Genomic DNA, 17825 nt, shown 5'->3' with positions numbered 1-17825 from the left:
TAACGTATAACAACATTAGCTCTAACGGTTGGGGTAACGCTGTCCACATAGGGCAATATTTTAAGCGCATTGGCATCATCTGCCGTGAGTGACTTAACCCGTTCAGAGCGGCGATCGCCTCGTCCTGTTCCGGGTTTAATTTCAATGGTATTCGTGCCCATTGAAGCAATATTATCCAAAATAGATTGCTGCGACCCCGCGCCCAGCGCGACCACAGACACCACAGAAGCAATGCCAATAATAATGCCGAGCATCGTCAGAAACGTACGCAAACGGTGGTTAGACATGGCTATTAAGGCCATTTTTAACGCTTCAAAATAACGCGACCAGTTTATCTTCATACTTGCTTGGGAAGATTGTCTGTTTGCGATTAACGAGTTCGTTACAGCTGGAATACGATTTTGTTTATCGGCAATGATTTCTCCGTCTTTTAGCTCAATAACGCGATCGGCAAATTCGGCAATATGCGGATCGTGTGTCACTAAAATAATGGTGTGGCCGTCGCGATGCAGTTCTTGAATGAGCTTCATCATTTCTTCGCCGCTTTTGCTATCAAGCGCGCCGGTGGGTTCATCGGCCAAAATAATATCGCCACCATTAATTAAAGCTCTGGCGACACTGACTCGTTGTTGTTGGCCGCCACTGAGCTGGCTTGGTTTATGATCTAAGCGATCACTTAACCCTAAACGAGTGAGTATCTTTTTGGCTTTTTCATGTCGAATTTGCGGCGCCTCATTGGCGTACAATGCCGGTACTTCCACATTACCCACCGCAGTTAAATCACCCAAAAGATGATAGCGCTGAAAGATAAACCCAAAGTATTCACGTCGCAGTGCAGCCAGTTCATTGTCATCCATACTGGATGTGTCCTGACCATTAATGAAATAACTGCCTGAACTGGGTTTATCCAGACAGCCAAGGATGTTCATTAATGTAGATTTACCGGAACCAGATGCACCGATAATGGCAATCAATTCACCTCGGCAAATTTGCAGATTAATGTTGTTAAGTACCGTCAGTTCCTGCTCTCCAGCGATAAAAGAACGACTAACCCCTTTAATATTTAACAAAACGTCAGCCATGGGTTATAACCTCATCTCTTTGCCAAGACCTGGTGTACGCTGCCCTAGCTTGTTACCTCTAGATGAATCAGACTTCGTTGCTGCGCCGTCATTAGTTGAAGATTGACCAAGCATAATTTGATCACCTTCGTTAAGATCTGAAAGGATTTGAGCGTAGACTTTATTGTTAATGCCCACTTCAACATCGCGATATTCAATGCGGTTATTGACTATCACTGGCACTTGATACGAAACACTTAGCCTCGTTTTTGTTATCAATATCTGTGATGGAACCAGCAAAGTGTCTTGCGCATTAGCTAAAATAATGGAGACCTGCGCTGTCATGCCAAAACGCAATAGGTTGTCTGGGTTTTCCACATCAAATAGGGCGTTATAGTAAATCGCCTCATCATCGCCAATCATCAACGAACTGTCATCGCCGCTAAGCAATGTTGGCCCAGGTTCAATGGCACGTAATACACCACGGTACTTTTTCGCAGTGGCCCCTAAAATACTAAAATACACTTCTTGGCCCGTACTCACATTGATAATGTCAGCTTCAGACACTTGCGCTTTAATCGTCATTACGTCCAACTGCGCCAGCTCAATAATACTGGGAGTGCCTTGATTGTTATTAACGGTTTGCCCCTCTTCGACCGACACGTAAATCACGGTGCCATCAATGGGCGAACGAATAGTTGTGTAACCTAAATTGAGCTTGGCGTTATCGACACTAATGATTGCTTTGTCTTTTTCAGCACTGAGTTCATCAAGCTCTGCCAGATAAACCGCCAATATCGATTCTGCAGAGTCAAAGTCTGATACCGACGCAGCGCCATTAACCAGCATCTTTTTATTACGAGCATATTCAGACTGTGCGACTTTTATTTGCGCCTGCTTTGCCCGATATTGCGCATCAATACTTTGCAATGATGCTTGGGCTTCTTTAAGGGCATTTTGTTGAGTTAAGTTATCGATTTGAGCAATCAAGTCGCCCTGCTTTATGTTTTGACCAACATTCACGTCCATTGTTTCGATTAACCCCGACACTTGAGCGCCAACATTGACTAATTTAGACGGATAAAGCACACCGTTTGTCAGGACTACTTTTTCGATGTTGCCGCGTTTAACCACATCGGTGGTAAAGATAGGTTGCTCCTGTTGAGCTTGAGTGTACTTGTACCCTACAACGGCAACGATTGCGCCAAGGGAAATAAGCAACAAGGTGTTTTTAATGTTCTTTTTCATGTGGATCTCTTGATGTCTTTTGAGTGACTGAATTTATGCTAACAATCTTGTAATAACGAATTTGCGTTTATTTGATGTCAATAACAGCAGCCGTCGTCGAATTCAAAGTGGGTTTACACAATGGCAATGTTGACAGCGGATCCATGCTGTCATTATGTGGCCGAGCTTGTTCTGGATAAGCTTGTTGCGGATGAGCTTGTGGTGAATCAGGTCGTTGTAAATGAGCTTGTTGTAAATGAGCCCGTTGCGGCGTTTGACAGTGTCGCTCAAAACTCACAGTCAAAGAGTCTGAGTCCAGAACGAAGTCTTGCATGCTTTGTCGAAGCATTATTGCAGACACAGGGGCTGACGGATCGATATCTAACAATTTGGATAGTGCATAAAGATGAAAAGTATACACTTTTTGACCAGGTCCTTTGGAACATGGTGGTGCATACTCGTTACGATCATTCACTGTATTATTGCCAAATAAGCCAACAGATTGCTTTGCTTTACTACCTGAATCAATGCCTGAAGCTTGTGCCGGAATATTGTAAACAGTCCAATACCATTTGAGTTCTTCAGGCTGGTTTGGCCTAGATGCCTGAGAGTCAACTTGAGGTGGGGTGCCTTTTTTATTATCAGCTGAGTCAGCCTTTGGTGCGTTCTTTTCGTTGCCTGCGACATTGTTTGTGAAATGACGCTTAGGTATGTGATCCATTATCACCACCAACGACTGGGTTCCGTCTGGTACTCCGCTCCAACTTAATTGTGGTGAAATGCCCTCTCCCTCACAGGTAAACTCAACTGGCAATGTCCCCTTATCGGAAAATGCAGGACTGGTGAGTTCAAGTGAAGGCTTGGCATTAACGGCGGTTGCACTGAGCAACGTCAAAGATAAAATGGAGCCAATAATGTGGGTATTCATGGCCTAATCTCCAATGCGATTAAGTTAACGATTAATGAGTTAACTTAAGTGTATCGATTAGGCTTCGCTGATGGATGACAATGTTGTCATTTAACGATGGGTAACAACAGCCGCATTGTCACAACCTCAATATCACTGGGCTCAAGTGTAAGATCGCCACCATGCGCGCGAGCGATTTCTCTGGCTAAACTTAACCCTAAACCACTGCCGGATATTCCCTGGGTATGAGCTGGCTCGCCGCGGTAAAAGCGATCAAACAGTTTGGCCCTGACATCGCGTGAGATTGGAAGACAAGCATTGCTCATCACCACTTCAATAACCGACTCGTTTTGGCGAGCGTGGATGGTGACACTTTTATGCGGAAGGCTATAACGCATTACGTTTACGAGCAGATTGTTTAACAGCTGCCTCAATAACACAAAATCGCCTTGAGTGATTAAGCCTTTCTCAATCACACAATCGAGCTCCAGTTCATCCGACAACAAGATCATATCGGCAATCAACTCATCTACCAATTCAGTGATATTTATTGGTTCAAAATGCAACGCCATAGAGCCTGAATCCGCCTGTGATAACAGCAATAATTTACGGGTAATGGCCGACAAATGCCCGACTTCATCAAGAATGGCATTGAGATCCAATAGCGATGGGTTTTCAGACAACACTGCTTGTTCAAGCTTACCTCTTAGCACTGTAAGTGGTGTTTTTAGCTCATGAGCGGCATCAGCCGTAAAACGAGAAACTTGTTGAAAACTGTCCTCTAGGCGATCGAGCATCATATTGTATGCATCAATCAACATTTTGAATTCTTTGTCTTCTTTATGCTCAGGCAAGCGATGGCTAAGATCTTTTTGGGTCACTTTATCCATTGCTTTATGTAATCTGTTTATTGGTTTAATGGTATTGGTCGAGATAATCCATGCGCCTAGAATACTGAGCAGTAATGAAAAAGGGATAACCACAACCAACGCGGTCAGTAAGGTATTCGTTAACTGATTTGTGGTGGCTGCAATATCCACAGCAATAAAACTTTGTTGGTTTGAGGTTTGAAATAAGCTTGCTCGCCATCGGCTTTGCTGATGTTCAAAAAAGGCCAGCTGACAAACCGCGTCGGCTTTATTATTGTGGGGTAATGTGAGTGACTCTGCGCGTAGCCAATTTAAGCGACTTATCACATCTTGTACGTCTACTCCGTCTGGCGCGGTTAAAAAGCCTTGCTCAGCAGAACCGACTGACAGCATTAATTGGCTGGGTGAATTGACTCGTAACTTGTCCATTAAATCAGTCATTAACCGACCACCCGAAAGAAGTGTATCGTTTAAATCTCTTATATTCATTGCAGAATTATTGACATCATGCAAAGTACGTTTGCGTATTAAGCGTTTTGCTTCTATACAAAGGCGAGAATCGAGGTGAGTCAATTCAACGCTCATAATACGCGACCAACTTAAGCTGATAACCAACGTAAGCACAGCTGTTACAGTTAAAATTGATATGGCAAAAATACGAGTACGAAAATGCATATTAAAACCTTATCGGATACTTAAGCGATAACCTGTGCCGCGAAGAGACTCAATGGCGCCGACCATTTTTCCTGCCTTCTCTAAAGAAGCCATTTTACTGCGGATACGTTTAATACACACATCGACAACATTGGTACAAGGATCAAAGTCGTATCCCCAAACATGCTCCAGCAACTGCCCCCGGGTTAACACTTGGTTGGGTGAGCGCATTAAGTGTTCAAGCAGGCTAAATTCTCGGCTAGTAAGCTCGACCGATTGTCCCTGACAATTAAGGCTGCGATTAATACAATCAAGTTGCAATGCGCCTACCTCGACAACATGCTGCTGTGTGCCGCAATGCCGTCGAAGCAAGGCTTGAATGCGAGCATGCAACTCTTCAACATAAAACGGTTTGGCTAAGTAATCATCTGCGCCCATGTCTAACCCCTGAACGCGATCGCCCAATTCATTACGCGCAGTAAGCAGAATAATGGGCGCATCGACACCTTGTTGACGCAGCGAACAAAGAATATCCAACCCATCTCTACCCGGAAGCATAATGTCGAGAATAATCACATCATAAGTATTATTGCTTGCCGCCTGATAACCTTGATTGCCATCGGCACAATGAGTGACATTGAAATGTTTGGCGCGCAAACCTTCGCAGATAAAATCTGCAATTTTTTGTTCATCTTCGACAAGCAATACGTTCATTGAGTTTTATCCTTGGGTGACGCTTAAAAGTATCTCATCTGACACATCGCACTAGCAACCTAAATGACAACATTGTCATTTAGGAGATTAAGGCTGGTTATACAAGAAAATTAAAGTCAGCGCTTTGACTCTTTTCCTTTAGACACTAAAACAAAATCAATTAAAAAAGTATAAGTGTTATTTGACTCAAGAAAGTGAAGTAGAAATAGGTTTTTGGCTATTATTTTGTCAATCAATACGTGAAAAATAGATAGTTATCATTAGATAACATGCCTATGCACTTGGCTCAGTAAGAATGTATTGGCGTGTGAATGATTGCCAAATTTAACAATCTGTTAGGTATTTCTCTTTCCATTTGTCTACGATTGAACCGATAACAGAACTCGCTCAGGTATTCTTGTAGGTACTTTCCTGAAACACCATGGAATGTCCCAAGTAAAAATGCTTTTAAGTTACCAATGGCAATATGAACCCAAGGCAGCCATTCATCAACAAGCTCACTGGGGGTAACCCTCGCTTCATGTTGTTGAGTCTTATCTATAATGTTCAACGCAGGTAAGCCGTCTGTATGCACTTTTTGCTGTCTCGTTAAGTGTTTGGCAACGAACTTTTCAACACTATCATGGCAAACGCTATTCACAGCCTGCATAGCAATAAATCCAGCTCTTTTTCCTTTGCTTTCAACGGCAACTAAAACAGGTGTTTTACCTTCTGCTCCACGTCCACGCTTGCCCTTCCTTCTGCCACCTACTAACGCATCATCAATTTCAATGACCCCTGACAGTCTATATAAGCTGTCTCTATGGCCCATAGCTGTTCTCAGCTTACTTAATATCAAACGTGCCGTTCGCCAATTAACTTCAATGTGCTTGCTCAATCTTAATGCTGAAATACTGCCTTTATCTGAGCCTAAAAAGTAGATAGCCCAAAACCACTTAGTGATAGGAATACGGCTACCGTGGAATAATGTGTCTGCTGTGACCGATGTTTGTTTATGACATTGACTGCATTCATATACATTGCGGGTTGTAAGCTCATAGGCATGCTCACAAGAGCATCTAGGGCAAACAAAACCATTAGGCCATCTCATTTTCTTAATGTGATTTAAGCAATCAGTTTCAGCGCTGAATTGACGTTGCCATTCAAAAAAACTCGTTTCAGGCATTTTCATAGCAAATCTCACTTCTAGTCTTGATTTATACTATAAGAATAAGCCAAAACTGACTCAGATGCATAGGCATGTTAGATAATAATATGAAGTTAGCAATCGGTGTGATTCAACGCTGAACTTTAGAACAATAAAGATAATGACGTCAGCCTGACAGTAATTCAGACTAGTTTTAGGTAGTCATGGATGACTTCTCGGAAGTAATAGCATTTCCGAATAAGAACGAGGTAGATTACAAACGAGCTCCAAAGCTGGATCTGTTCTTCCCCTAAATCAATCACCATGGCGACCTTTTCATATCTGTTGCTTAAGTAAATTGGGGGAATTTTGCGAGGCGGCTAAGCCAATTCTTTTATAAAAAGTAAAGAGGGACAACCGTTGGTTTCCTCTTGATCTGATGCAGATGAAGCGCCACGACGTTAGTGGCCGCAGGCCATATCAAACAGTTTCACTATGTAAAGGGTTAAGCCAAAGAACCTACCTACTTTTCGAATTAGCCGCTCTTATAGCAGCGTAGCGACCTAGCAGGACGTAGTCCGCTCTAGTATCTAGGTTCTCGATCACACTGTTGCTATCGTTTGTAATAATTCACTAAACTACAGACGTAAAAAAGCCCCAACTATTGTTGAGGCTTTTTTACACCATACCTACGTATGTAATTTCTTACTATAAATAATGGTACCCGAGGCCGGACTTGAACCGGCACGCTTATTCAGCGAGGGATTTTAAATCCCTTGTGTCTACCGATTCCACCACTCGGGCAAAGTGTTGTTTTAACCGTTACTAAAAGTAACCATTAAATGCAATTTTGTGGAGGCGCGACCCGGAGTCGAACCGAGATAGACGGATTTGCAATCCGTAGCATAGCCATTCTGCCATCGCGCCATACTTATACCAAATTCTAATCCATCGGATAAGATAAGAAATTGGAGCGACATATCGGGTTCGAACCGATGACCTATACCTTGGCAAGGTATCGCTCTACCAACTGAGCTAATGTCGCATTTTATATCTTTTTAATGCTTTATTATATCTGCCAGAAAGGTATCGTCTTTCAACCTATCCAACTAAACTAATGTCGCATTTCAATCGTTTTAATGCTTTATTGTATGTGTAAGAAAGGTATCGTCTTTCAACTTATCTTATCGAACTAATACTATAGAGATGTGTTAGTTAACAAAAAACCTAAGCCTTGCTGTTGACTAGTCACTTGTCTACGGGGAGGCATTTTACCGAATTAACCTCGAGTGTCAATTGTTGATTTACGCAATTATGACTGTTTGCGCACTAAATAATCTTATTGAAGTATTATTACGCTATTCAGCAGTTAAATCATTCCAAGCTGCTGAAATATAACTTATCATCGACCAGAACGTCAGTGCGGCCGCAATATAAAACAACCCAAAGGCAACATCGGTTAGCAAAGGCGTCGGTTTCCAAATTAATCCAGTAATAGCGGCCATTTGCGCGGCGGTTTTATATTTACCAATCCAAGAAACGGCTACCACACCACGTTTGCCAATTTCGGCCATCCATTCACGTAATGCAGAAATCACAATCTCTCGGCCAATCATAAACAATGCAGCTAAGGTTAAATACATATTATCATTTTGCTGAACCAACAACACTAATGCCGTCGACACCATGACTTTATCGGCAACAGGATCTAAAAAAGCGCCAAATCGGGTTAGCTGACCTAGTTTACGAGCGGCATAACCGTCTAACCAATCGGTCAATGCAGCCAACCAAAAAATAAATGCTGAAACAAATGGTGCCCATGAGTAAGGTAAATAGAAAACGGCGATGAAAACGGGCAACAAAGCAATACGAAATAATGTCAGTGCAATAGGTAAATTAAACGGCATAAAAAGACCAAATTGTCAGAAGCAGCGCCAATTTTGCCTTAAATTTAGCCCCCTCGCAATGTATCATGGATTGTTTGTGCCATTTCTAAGCTAATTCCGGGTACTTTTGTCAATTCAGTCACGCTAGCGCCTTTGACTTCTTGTATTCCCCCCAAATGTTGCAACAAGGCTTTACGCCTCTTAGGACCCACTCCGGCGATAGATTCTAATGTAGAGGTGTTACGTGTTTTCTGGCGTTTATTACGATGTCCGGCAATCGCAAATCGATGTGACTCATCACGGATGTGTAACATTAAATGAAATGCAGGCGAATCACTCGGGAGTTCAAAGGTTTGTTCACTGCCACCAACGGTAAAGGTTTCGAGTCCAGCTTTGCGCCCTTCACCTTTGGTCACACAAATGAGTAATGGCGGATGATCAATATTGACACACTTCTCATCAACAATAGTTTGCGCTACTCTTAATTGGCCGATGCCACCATCGATAAAGACCAAGTCAGGTACTTTGCCATTGTTATTAATTTTATCGAATCGACGGCTTATCGCTTGCTCCATAGCAGCATAATCATCGCCACCGGTAATTCCGGTAATATTATAACGGCGATAATCGGCTTTATGCGGCCCTTCTCGATTAAACACCACACACGAGGCCACCGTACTTTCGCCCATAGTGTGGCTGATATCAAAACACTCCATCCGCTTAATAGGCTCATTAAGCTCAAGTGCTTCTTCAAGTAATAGGAACCGTTGTTCAACGGTATTTTTATGGGACAATCTAGTGGCAACAGCATTACTGGCATTAGTCATGGCTAAGCGTAAAAAATTGGCCCTATCACCACGCACTTGCGTTTTTAATTCAAACTTTTTATCTAGTGCTTGTTCAATAGAGGCTTGCAACTCTTTTATGCCGTCAAAGTGATGACTGAGGATGACTTCTTTGGGAATGGTACGCTGGATATCGGCATTGAGATAAAACTGGCCTAAAAATGACGACAACACCTCTTCGATTGCAGTTTCTGCAGGTACAGAAGGATAATAACTGCGACTGCCAAAGATTTTGCCGTCGCGGATAAACAATAGGTGAAAACAGGCAATACCAGAGGCATAGTCGACGCCAATGACATCCATATCCCCTTTCTGATTCGACACTTCCTGCTGCTCTGCAACCCGCCTTAAAGCGGTGATTTGGTCGCGATATTGTGCCGCGCGTTCGTATTCCATATCAATGGCAGCAATTTCCATTTTTGCCACCAATTGCGATATCACTTGCTTGTCTTTACCGCGTAAAAATAGACTGGCTAATTTAACCTGCTCACTGTATTCCTCATCACTGACAATTCCGACACAAGGCGCACTACAACGATCTAATTGATACTGTAAACAAGGGCGAGATCGCGATTTGTAGTACAAATCATCGCATTGGCGGATAGGAAACAATTTTTGCATTAAATGCAAACTCTCGCGCACTGCACCACCATTAGGGTAAGGGCCAAAGTAATGACCTTTTTCACGTTTGGGACCACGGTGATATGCCAATCGAGGATGTTTATGGCCACTTAACAAAATATACGGGTACGATTTATCATCACGAAGCAGTACGTTGTATTTGGGCATGTACTGTTTGATATAATCGTTTTCAAGCAATAACGCATCGGTTTCGCTATGGGTAACGGTCACATCAATATGATCGATATGCGATACCAATGCTTGGGTTTTAATGTTGGGTATATTGACTCGAAAATAGGAGCTAAGACGTTTTTTAAGATCTTTGGCCTTACCAACATAAATAACCTGTTGGCGCTTATCGTACATACGATAAACCCCAGGCGCTGAAGTAACATTTTTTAAAAAGGATTTGGCGTTAAAACCACTAGACATGATTAAAGCTACTTAATGCGTTGCGAGGAATAACGTATTCCCGACTAAAATGAACCTGTATCGAGCATTTTGTAACGGATAGCTAAACGGGTCAACTCAACATCTCCGCCGATCCCAAGCTTAGCAAATAACCGATAACGATAGCTGTTGACGGTTTTCGGGCTTAAATTTAATTTTTCAGAAATATCATTAACTTTCTCGCCATTGGTTATCATCATCATGATTTGCAACTCACGTTCAGATAAACTGCTAAATGGGTTCTCATCAGAGTGGTTAAATTGACTGAGAGCCATTTGCTGGGCGATTTCTGACGACAAGTAACGTTGACCTCGAGCTACTTGAGTAATAGCGCGTAATACTTCAGGTGAAGTAGACCCTTTGGTTAAATACCCAGAGGCACCCGCCTGCATCACTTTTGTCGGAAATGGATCTTCTGTTTGTACAGTTAATACAATAATTTTTGCATCGGGCTGGTAGCGCAAAATTTTACGAGTAGCTTCTAATCCCCCCATACCTGGCATATTCATGTCCATTAAAATGACATCTGCTTCGTTCTGTCGCGACCACTGTACCGCGGTTTCTCCATCAGGTGCTTCACCGATGACTTTAATACCACGCTCATCTTCCAAAATACGACGGATCCCCGTTCTAACGAGTTCATGGTCGTCAACCAAATATACAGATATCACGTTAACCCACCTATTATTATGCGTAATTTATTTTTGGATTTTAGGGCCATTTTTTATGTATAAAACATTTATAGGCAAAATAATATGCCAAAATATTATGCTAAAACTGCGCGGGTAAAATTACATATTTTACCCATCTACCTTTGATGCCTAAATTTAACATCTTTACATTTACAGACACAAGTAAAGTCATGGTTGAACGTGAAATATGTATATCAAATATCCAGCACAGTTTCCTTAACATTGCCATTTTATCTTTTAAATCATTCACCTTGCAACGTGACAATAATGGTGCGCGAACAAGCATGATCGCGATGCTCGCATAAATATAAACCTTGCCAAAGGCCAAGATTCAGGTGCCCGTTAGTAATAGGGATAGTCTGACTAACACCTATCAACGTCGACTTAATATGAGCAGGCATATCATCAGCACCTTCATCTGTATGCTGGAAGTATGCCGCACCTTCTGGTGCGAGTACATTAAAATACCGCTCCATATCGCCACGAACAGTGGGATCTGCATTTTCGTTAATCGCTAGTGATGCAGAGGTATGCTGAATAAACACATGTAATAATCCAACATTTATGGATCTCAGCTCGGGCAGCTTTGTGATCACTTCGTCGGTAATTAAATGAAATCCTCGCCGCTGTGTCTTAAGAGTCAATTCTCGTTGTAACCACATCAAATGGATCCTTTTTTGATTTTAACGCACAACGTATTGTCAAGCGAAGTGCGAAGCATACATCAGAGTAGTATTAAGTCTGAAACGATTTGGGCTCATTGTCAGATAATTTACTTAACCTCTCATCGAGTTAAAAGATGAGGTAAATAAGCAAAATCAGAATATTTCACCAGTTCCATATCAAACTTGCAATTCTTTTGCTCACAAGGCGTCTTCATGTGTTAATAACTTTTACTGTCGACTAAGCATGGGTATTGATGAAAAATGCAGACATACATAGCATAGAACGTTTGATTTTAATCAACGTATCATGGCAGATTAAAGCCGATTCAGCAGCGGGTAAGCAATATCTGACGGTATAGAAGAATTCAGGACATTCTTTGGTGGAGTAACGGCAAAAATTAGCCGTAATAGTGCTTAGCGGAGCGATAAAATAACACAATGGTAATGACTTTACTGATTTGAAGACGCGAAGGTTTATTTCGCAGTTTACCCCCAGCAGACACAAGGTGTTTTGCCAAGCGAGAAGAAAGCTCAACAATGGGTGATCCATTGTTAAATCAGGACAAGCGAACCCATCAACTTTTTTCTGTTATAGCTGTTCGCGTTGTATGGCCTGTTTAGCAATAGAATCCACAATCAATGTGTAATGGGACCTAATAGCGACGAATGGACCAATCAATTCCCCACTCTTGTTTTAATATATAAATTTTTAGACAGCGCCACTCACAGCAATGGCTTAAACCGCTCTGAGGTGAGCTAAAACAGTAACGCAAATAAGGGCGCGGTGATAACCATGGCAATACCGGTAAAAATCATGGTTAAGCTGGCGATAACCCCTTCTTCCCGACCAATTTGATTCGCTTTAGCCGCTCCAGCACCATGTGCAGATGCCCCTAAAGAAATCCCCCTCGCTAAGCTGCTTTGTATCTTAGCCGCTTTAAAAAGGGGCTCACAAATCAGCATTCCCATAATACCTGTGACTAAGACTAACATTGCGGTTAATTCCGGTATGCCACCAAATGCACTTGTTGCTTCAATGGCAAACGGGGTCGATACCGATCTTACGATTAAACTACGAGAAAGCGCTGACGGCATATTGGTGAAATGGAGAATCAACCATGAGGATCCAACGCCTAAACATAACCCAGCCATTACCCCAAGGCTTATCGTTAACGGATAACGTTTGATTAGTAGCCGTTCACGATAAATGGGCACCGCAAATGCAATCGTGGCAGGTGCCAGTAAAGCGGGCAGCCAATGGGTAAATTGAAAGTAATCGACCAGTGGAATTTGAAATATAACCACGGTCAACAAAATAATCGTCGGGGCCATGATAATGGGGGCAAACCAAACCCGTTGTTGGCGTAAATAAAGCCGCTTACTGAGGTAATATCCTGCCAATGTGAGTAATAAACACAAAGCGCCTAATAATGAATCGTTCATTGTTGCTACCCATTAAATTCAATTTGAAAGAGCGGTTACTTAAGGTGTGAGCGCTGTGAGGAAATGTTGTTTAGACGTTGTTTACGTTCAAACTTAAATAACTTGTCAACGATAACAGCCGTACCTAATAGCACACTGGTACTGGCCAGTAACATGCACATAATCAACTCAGCACCATAGTTTTCTAGTATTGATTTATATTTGGTAACCGCGACAACGGGGGGAATGAAAAATAAAAGTAAGTCGCCAATTAACCATGCCGAGCCTTGGTTGACGACTTTTTCGGGTAGCCATTGGCAAGATAATAATATCAATAATACGCCTAAGCCAATAACGCTTCCTGGAATAACAGAATGAACCGAGTGAGCCGCCCACTGACATAGCCAAGCAAATAAACATAGACCACTCACTTGGACGATTAAGGTTGTTTTGCCCTTCAAAAAGGCGCTATGGGTATTTAATGGAGATAACATTTCGTTTCAAATATCGATTTTTTAGTTGATATTGAGAGTTTACGCTTGCTCAAATGATAAAAAAAATGAATATTAATGATTAACTTCATTCCTTTTGGTTATGCACTGAGTTCTTAAAGCACTGCACTATTTCACCGAAGTTGTTAACGCTGGCGGTTTCGCTAAGGCTGGTCACTCGGTTTATGGATAACATGTGAACAAAGGTGATCATAAGACGAGTCATCTAAACTGACGACTGTTTGTCTTGGTCTGGCCATCATTCATTGCCTGCAAGTTAATAAAGGTAACAAAAAACCAAAACAGTGATTAAAAATTCACCAATGATTGTGATTGGCAATATAATGTCAACTTGATTGACCCATCGCGGTCACCATCTGTGTGGCCGCATAGACATGCGGCTTCTCACACCGTAAAATACGCCGCGCTTGTAAAAGCAGTCCCCTTTCGTTAACCCGAGTTATTTTCAGTGAATAAAAAAATCGAACTACTTGCCCCTGGCGGCGATGTTGAAGCCATTAAAGCGGCCATTGTTGCTGGCGCAGATGCGGTTTATTTTGGCTTAGATAACTTCAATGCAAGAAACCGAGCGATAAACGTCAGCTTTGATGAGCTCAACCCTCTACTTGCATTAGCACACAAGCACGATTGTCAGATGTTTCTCACCCTGAATATCATCATTATTGAAACGGAAGTTCCGGCGTTATTTCGGCTGTTAAACCGCCTCGTGAATACTGATATTGACGGCGTTATAGTGCAAGACTTGGGGTTGTTCTACATTCTTGGTCATTACTTTCCGAGCTTAGACATTCATGCTTCGACTCAGGTCACAACTCATAATAGTGGCCAAATCGAGTTTTTACATCAATTAGGCTCGAGCAGAACCAACCTTTCACGCGAGTTAACCCTTGAAGAGATCCGCGACCTAACTCAAGTGTCGCACGCCTTGAATATGGCGACGGAGGTTTTTGTACACGGTTCAAACTGCATCAGTTTCTCAGGGCTTTGCTATATCAGCTCCGTTCATGGCGGTAATTCAGGCAACCGAGGACGTTGTAGCCAACCCTGCCGCGACGCCTATCAACCTGCAAAAGCGGCTAAAGAATTCCCACTCAACATGAAAGATAACTCTTCTTACCACCAATTAACTGAGCTTGCTGAGGCTGGAGTAGATTCACTCAAAATTGAAGGTCGGATCAAGAAGCCTCATTATGTGTACACTGTGGTAAATACTTGGCGTAAGCAATTACAGCGATATTACCAAAACCAACCACTTGTCGATGAAAAAATTAATTTACATCAAGTTTTTAATCGTGATTTTACCGATGGTTATCTCAATAACAATATCAATAAAGATATGTTTATTGATAACCCGCGAGACAATAGTAACGATTATTTTATCCAACTTACCAATGCAAAAAGCCCAGTCGAAATCGATGCTGTGAAGCAGAAAATTTACGACGATAAAACAGATATTATCCAGACGCTAGATAAACTAACGAGCAGCATGGTCATAGATAAAATCCCGCTGAAGTTTACGTTTATCACCCAAGAAAATGGTCAGCTTGACGTCGATGTTACTGCAGATGACTTACGCTTTTCAGTTCGCGTTGACACCCATAAACAACCGGCATCCCATTCGATTGACCAAGCAACATTAACCAAACGCTTCAGCAGTTTAAATAATGATAAGTACCGGATTGAACAACTTGATTTTGAACGTTTCACTGATGGCACCTACCTGTCGTATAAGTTGATAACTGAACTTAAACGCCAAATTGAACACAAATTAAATGGTGACAAACCACTCATTGAAGACGTTCAAGTACCCAGTATTGTTCTAGGATCTAACGCCAGCTCAAAGGAAGACCGCGCAGCAAAGCTGGTGGTATTGATTGCGAATGACAAAGACATTGAACTGGGTGAAATCGCTGATATTTGCTATTACCTAATACCTGAAAAGATAGGCAAGCATTTTAATCGGCTGGTTAAATTGTTTAACGACAATCAAAATCTGGCTCCTTGGTTTCCATCAATCCTTATTGGCGATGACTTCTCCCAAGCCGTTGCCCTACTCAACGCTGTGCAGCCTAAACATATTGTGGCTAATAATACTGGTATCGGATTTGCGGCATTTAACGCCAATATTGACTGGATAGCCGGCCCTCAACTCAACCTGAGTAACTCGTTTAGTCTTGAAGCGCTAAAACGGACTTTTAATTGTAGCGGCGCTTTTATCTCGAACGAACTCGCACGAAAGCAAATCAGATCGATTAAATGCCCAGAAGCTTTCGAGCTACATTACAGCATTTATCATCCCACATTATTAATGACCAGCCGCCAGTGTTTTTTCCACCAAGTCACCGGTTGTAAAAAAGATAGAGTAGATAACCAGTGCCTGCCGAAATGCGCTAAGCATGCATCAATCATCAATGTGAAGGACAATGCTTTTGTTATTGATAAACAAAAGGGGTCGCACAATAGTTTATACAATAATCATAACTTTATGAATTTGGATATTGTCGGTGACTTGGCTGGCAAGTTCACTAGCCTGTTGGTGGATTTACGAGATATTAAAACATCCACACAGATCAATGGGTCAAAAGCTGATTTTATCGAAGCATTACGCAAATTGATTGCCGGTGATCAAGCCGCAATTGAGAGGCTGACGGAGCAGGTACAACCCACCATATCAAATCAGTACACCAAAGGGATCTAGTTGAAAGATGTCTTATTAGGTGTACTAGATCTAATTTAGTGTGACTTTTCTAATTAGATAGGACTCTGTCTAATGCTAAATATTTTTACGCTTGAGCAAAACGCCAATTGACTAAACTCTTGTCCGTCTGAGTCATCCCGTTTTTTCGTTTGAATGGGTTCTAAAACATCACCCAGAGCAATTTCAAATCCACAAAGCATTTTGATGAGCTCTTCTAACGCATGATTCTAACCCAAGATTGTGTCTAACGATGCTCACTTGTGACGCCACATCATTTAACAGCTGACACCAAACCAGCATTACTGAACTATCGAACGTATATAGCTGACTATCAACCTGGCAGTTTATAGGATGATGATGGATACTTTTATGAACGTTGTTATAAGAGCGATGAGAATGAGACGAAGACAATGATGCTACATAGATATTGGCTAGCATCCCACACATGGGCAATATAAGACTATCATTCATTACCTGCAAGTCAATAAAGGTAACTAAAAACTAGAGAAATGGTTAAATATCCGCCAACCCTCTTGGGTGACTGGGTTTTATTCCCGTTGAATGTCAACACACTAGTACTAATTCCATTTAATTCTGACTGTTTAAAAGCTTATAAGCTCGGTTGAGTTTCAACCGAGCGTTATCTACATCAAACATCCACTTAATACGAGCATTCTCGCTATTTCTGGCTGTTTCCCAAGCCGTAAGCGAAAGTCGTAGATCATCCCAAGTGGCAATTCGTCTATCCAAACATTGCCTGTTCATCACGCCAATCTCAATTTCTACCATATTCAACCAACTGGCATGTTTTGGGGTGTAGTGAAATTCAATTTTCTTCAAGATACGCCGAGCTTCTTCTGCTGGATAAGCTTTGTATAAAGAACCGGGGGTGTGCGTTGTATATACCCATCATTCTTCAAGGTGCATGTTTTAACACCTGAAAATGGTCATTAATTCTACTCCCTAAAATATCACCTATCAGGGGAAGTGTTTGACTAAAAAGTTCATCAATTTTATCCCTGAATTCTTTCGCCGTTGCAAAATATTTGTTATTTCTCACATGCTCATTCATTACCTTCCACAAACGTTCTATTGGGTTTAAATTGGGGCTGTAAGGCGGGAGGTAATGAAGCCCAATATTAAGCTCTTTTGCTTTATTCTTTACGACTTGTGCTCGGTGATAACCTGCACCATCTAAAATTAAATGAATTCGCTTATCACTGCCGTTATACGCTCTTATCTCCTCGAAAAAATGCTGAATAGTTTCACCATTCACTTTATCGTAACGCTTCACTTGAGCGGCAGCTAAGTCATTCAAATCAATTGCACCAACTAGATTTAATCGAGTCCGACTACCCGTTGTTTCTATCGCTTTGTCATGCCCTGTTTTTATCCAGCCACAACTTACTTTTGTCGCTTGAGTTGGATGCATAGCATCCATAAACAATATAGGCTCATCAACTACTTCAGACTTTA

Annotated in this window: 14 protein-coding genes, 3 tRNA genes and 1 pseudogene; 1 reads left to right on the top strand and 17 read right to left on the bottom strand. The window is 41.9% G+C overall.

Translation table 11 applies throughout. The features are described from left to right. The 15 genes from AAEZ02_RS19945 to AAEZ02_RS19875 all read right to left on the bottom strand — a co-directional run. A partial coding sequence (locus tag AAEZ02_RS19945) for an ATP-binding cassette domain-containing protein (RefSeq protein ID WP_351124693.1) occupies positions 1–1082 on the bottom strand: 1082 nt, incomplete at its 3' end. A 3-nt stretch (positions 1083–1085) separates the two neighbouring features. Continuing rightward, complete coding sequence (locus tag AAEZ02_RS19940; protein WP_351124690.1) at positions 1086–2309, bottom strand: efflux RND transporter periplasmic adaptor subunit; 1224 nt, start codon at positions 2307–2309, stop codon at positions 1086–1088. Between the two features lie 67 nt (positions 2310–2376). Beyond that, positions 2377–3216, bottom strand: coding sequence for a YbhB/YbcL family Raf kinase inhibitor-like protein (locus AAEZ02_RS19935; RefSeq protein ID WP_124013411.1), 840 nt, complete (start codon positions 3214–3216; stop codon positions 2377–2379). Between the two features lie 86 nt (positions 3217–3302). Continuing rightward, positions 3303–4739 carry an ATP-binding protein gene (locus AAEZ02_RS19930; protein WP_124013412.1) on the bottom strand — a complete coding sequence of 479 codons (1437 nt, stop codon included), beginning with the start codon at positions 4737–4739 and terminating at the stop codon, positions 3303–3305. A 9-nt stretch (positions 4740–4748) separates the two neighbouring features. Beyond that, positions 4749–5432, bottom strand: a complete 684-nt coding sequence (locus AAEZ02_RS19925) for a response regulator transcription factor (RefSeq protein WP_124013413.1) — start codon at positions 5430–5432, stop codon at positions 4749–4751. A 286-nt stretch (positions 5433–5718) separates the two neighbouring features. Continuing rightward, positions 5719–6603 (bottom strand): IS1595 family transposase, encoded by an 885-nt coding sequence (locus AAEZ02_RS19920; protein WP_351124685.1) that lies wholly within the window; start codon positions 6601–6603, stop codon positions 5719–5721. Positions 6604–7276: 673 nt separating this feature from the next. After that, positions 7277–7362, bottom strand: a tRNA-Leu gene (locus tag AAEZ02_RS19915). A 49-nt stretch (positions 7363–7411) separates the two neighbouring features. After that, positions 7412–7485: transfer RNA gene (locus tag AAEZ02_RS19910), tRNA-Cys, on the bottom strand. Positions 7486–7527: 42 nt separating this feature from the next. After that, positions 7528–7603, bottom strand: a tRNA-Gly gene (locus AAEZ02_RS19905). Between the two features lie 313 nt (positions 7604–7916). Beyond that, the gene (gene pgsA / locus AAEZ02_RS19900; protein WP_124014316.1) at positions 7917–8465 is read right to left on the bottom strand and encodes a CDP-diacylglycerol--glycerol-3-phosphate 3-phosphatidyltransferase; all 549 of its coding nucleotides are present in this window, start codon (positions 8463–8465) and stop codon (positions 7917–7919) included. Between the two features lie 44 nt (positions 8466–8509). Further along, positions 8510–10342 (bottom strand): excinuclease ABC subunit UvrC, encoded by a 1833-nt coding sequence (gene uvrC / locus AAEZ02_RS19895; RefSeq protein ID WP_124014317.1) that lies wholly within the window; start codon positions 10340–10342, stop codon positions 8510–8512. Between the two features lie 44 nt (positions 10343–10386). Next, a complete protein-coding gene (uvrY, locus tag AAEZ02_RS19890; RefSeq protein WP_101030271.1) occupies positions 10387–11031 on the bottom strand; it encodes a UvrY/SirA/GacA family response regulator transcription factor in 645 nt (214 codons plus the stop codon). A 263-nt stretch (positions 11032–11294) separates the two neighbouring features. Beyond that, the gene (locus tag AAEZ02_RS19885) at positions 11295–11714 is read right to left on the bottom strand and encodes a secondary thiamine-phosphate synthase enzyme YjbQ (RefSeq protein ID WP_351074865.1); all 420 of its coding nucleotides are present in this window, start codon (positions 11712–11714) and stop codon (positions 11295–11297) included. A gap of 759 nt (positions 11715–12473) precedes the next feature. Continuing rightward, the gene (locus AAEZ02_RS19880; RefSeq protein ID WP_124014330.1) at positions 12474–13160 is read right to left on the bottom strand and encodes an LrgB family protein; all 687 of its coding nucleotides are present in this window, start codon (positions 13158–13160) and stop codon (positions 12474–12476) included. Positions 13161–13195: 35 nt separating this feature from the next. Next, positions 13196–13633, bottom strand: a complete 438-nt coding sequence (locus AAEZ02_RS19875; RefSeq protein WP_335689494.1) for a CidA/LrgA family protein — start codon at positions 13631–13633, stop codon at positions 13196–13198. Between the two features lie 466 nt (positions 13634–14099). Between AAEZ02_RS19875 and AAEZ02_RS19870 the strand changes: the two genes are divergently transcribed. Beyond that, positions 14100–16349 (top strand): peptidase U32 family protein, encoded by a 2250-nt coding sequence (locus AAEZ02_RS19870; RefSeq protein ID WP_124014332.1) that lies wholly within the window; start codon positions 14100–14102, stop codon positions 16347–16349. A gap of 588 nt (positions 16350–16937) precedes the next feature. On the opposite strand, the pseudogene AAEZ02_RS19865 reads toward AAEZ02_RS19870, so the two are convergent. After that, positions 16938–17249: pseudogene (locus tag AAEZ02_RS19865) on the bottom strand (transposase); the annotation flags it as partial. 16 nt (positions 17250–17265) lie between these two features. After that, positions 17266–17825, bottom strand: a 560-nt coding sequence (locus AAEZ02_RS19860) for an IS630 family transposase (protein WP_351124681.1), incomplete at its 5' end; no start/stop codon positions are given.

This window comes from Shewanella sp. T24-MNA-CIBAN-0130, assembly GCF_040310185.1.
GTDB classification, from domain to species: Bacteria; Pseudomonadota; Gammaproteobacteria; order Enterobacterales; family Shewanellaceae; genus Shewanella; species Shewanella psychromarinicola.
Note: the sequence above shows the minus strand (reverse complement) of the source record. Positions and strands in the feature narration are given on the sequence as shown.

Excerpts from the sequence above, each read along its gene's own strand:
- AAEZ02_RS19940 (WP_351124690.1), bottom strand. The coding sequence starts at position 2,309 with ATGAAAAAGAACATTAAAAACACCTTGTTGCTTATTTCCCTTGGCGCA.
- AAEZ02_RS19935 (WP_124013411.1), bottom strand. The coding sequence starts at position 3,216 with ATGAATACCCACATTATTGGCTCCATTTTATCTTTGACGTTGCTCAGT.
- AAEZ02_RS19930 (WP_124013412.1), bottom strand. The coding sequence starts at position 4,739 with ATGCATTTTCGTACTCGTATTTTTGCCATATCAATTTTAACTGTAACA.
- AAEZ02_RS19925 (WP_124013413.1), bottom strand. The coding sequence starts at position 5,432 with ATGAACGTATTGCTTGTCGAAGATGAACAAAAAATTGCAGATTTTATC.
- AAEZ02_RS19920 (WP_351124685.1), bottom strand. The coding sequence starts at position 6,603 with ATGAAAATGCCTGAAACGAGTTTTTTTGAATGGCAACGTCAATTCAGC.
- pgsA (WP_124014316.1), bottom strand. The coding sequence starts at position 8,465 with ATGCCGTTTAATTTACCTATTGCACTGACATTATTTCGTATTGCTTTG.
- uvrC (WP_124014317.1), bottom strand. The coding sequence starts at position 10,342 with ATGTCTAGTGGTTTTAACGCCAAATCCTTTTTAAAAAATGTTACTTCA.
- AAEZ02_RS19885 (WP_351074865.1), bottom strand. The coding sequence starts at position 11,714 with ATGTGGTTACAACGAGAATTGACTCTTAAGACACAGCGGCGAGGATTT.
- AAEZ02_RS19880 (WP_124014330.1), bottom strand. The coding sequence starts at position 13,160 with ATGAACGATTCATTATTAGGCGCTTTGTGTTTATTACTCACATTGGCA.
- AAEZ02_RS19875 (WP_335689494.1), bottom strand. The coding sequence starts at position 13,633 with ATGTTATCTCCATTAAATACCCATAGCGCCTTTTTGAAGGGCAAAACA.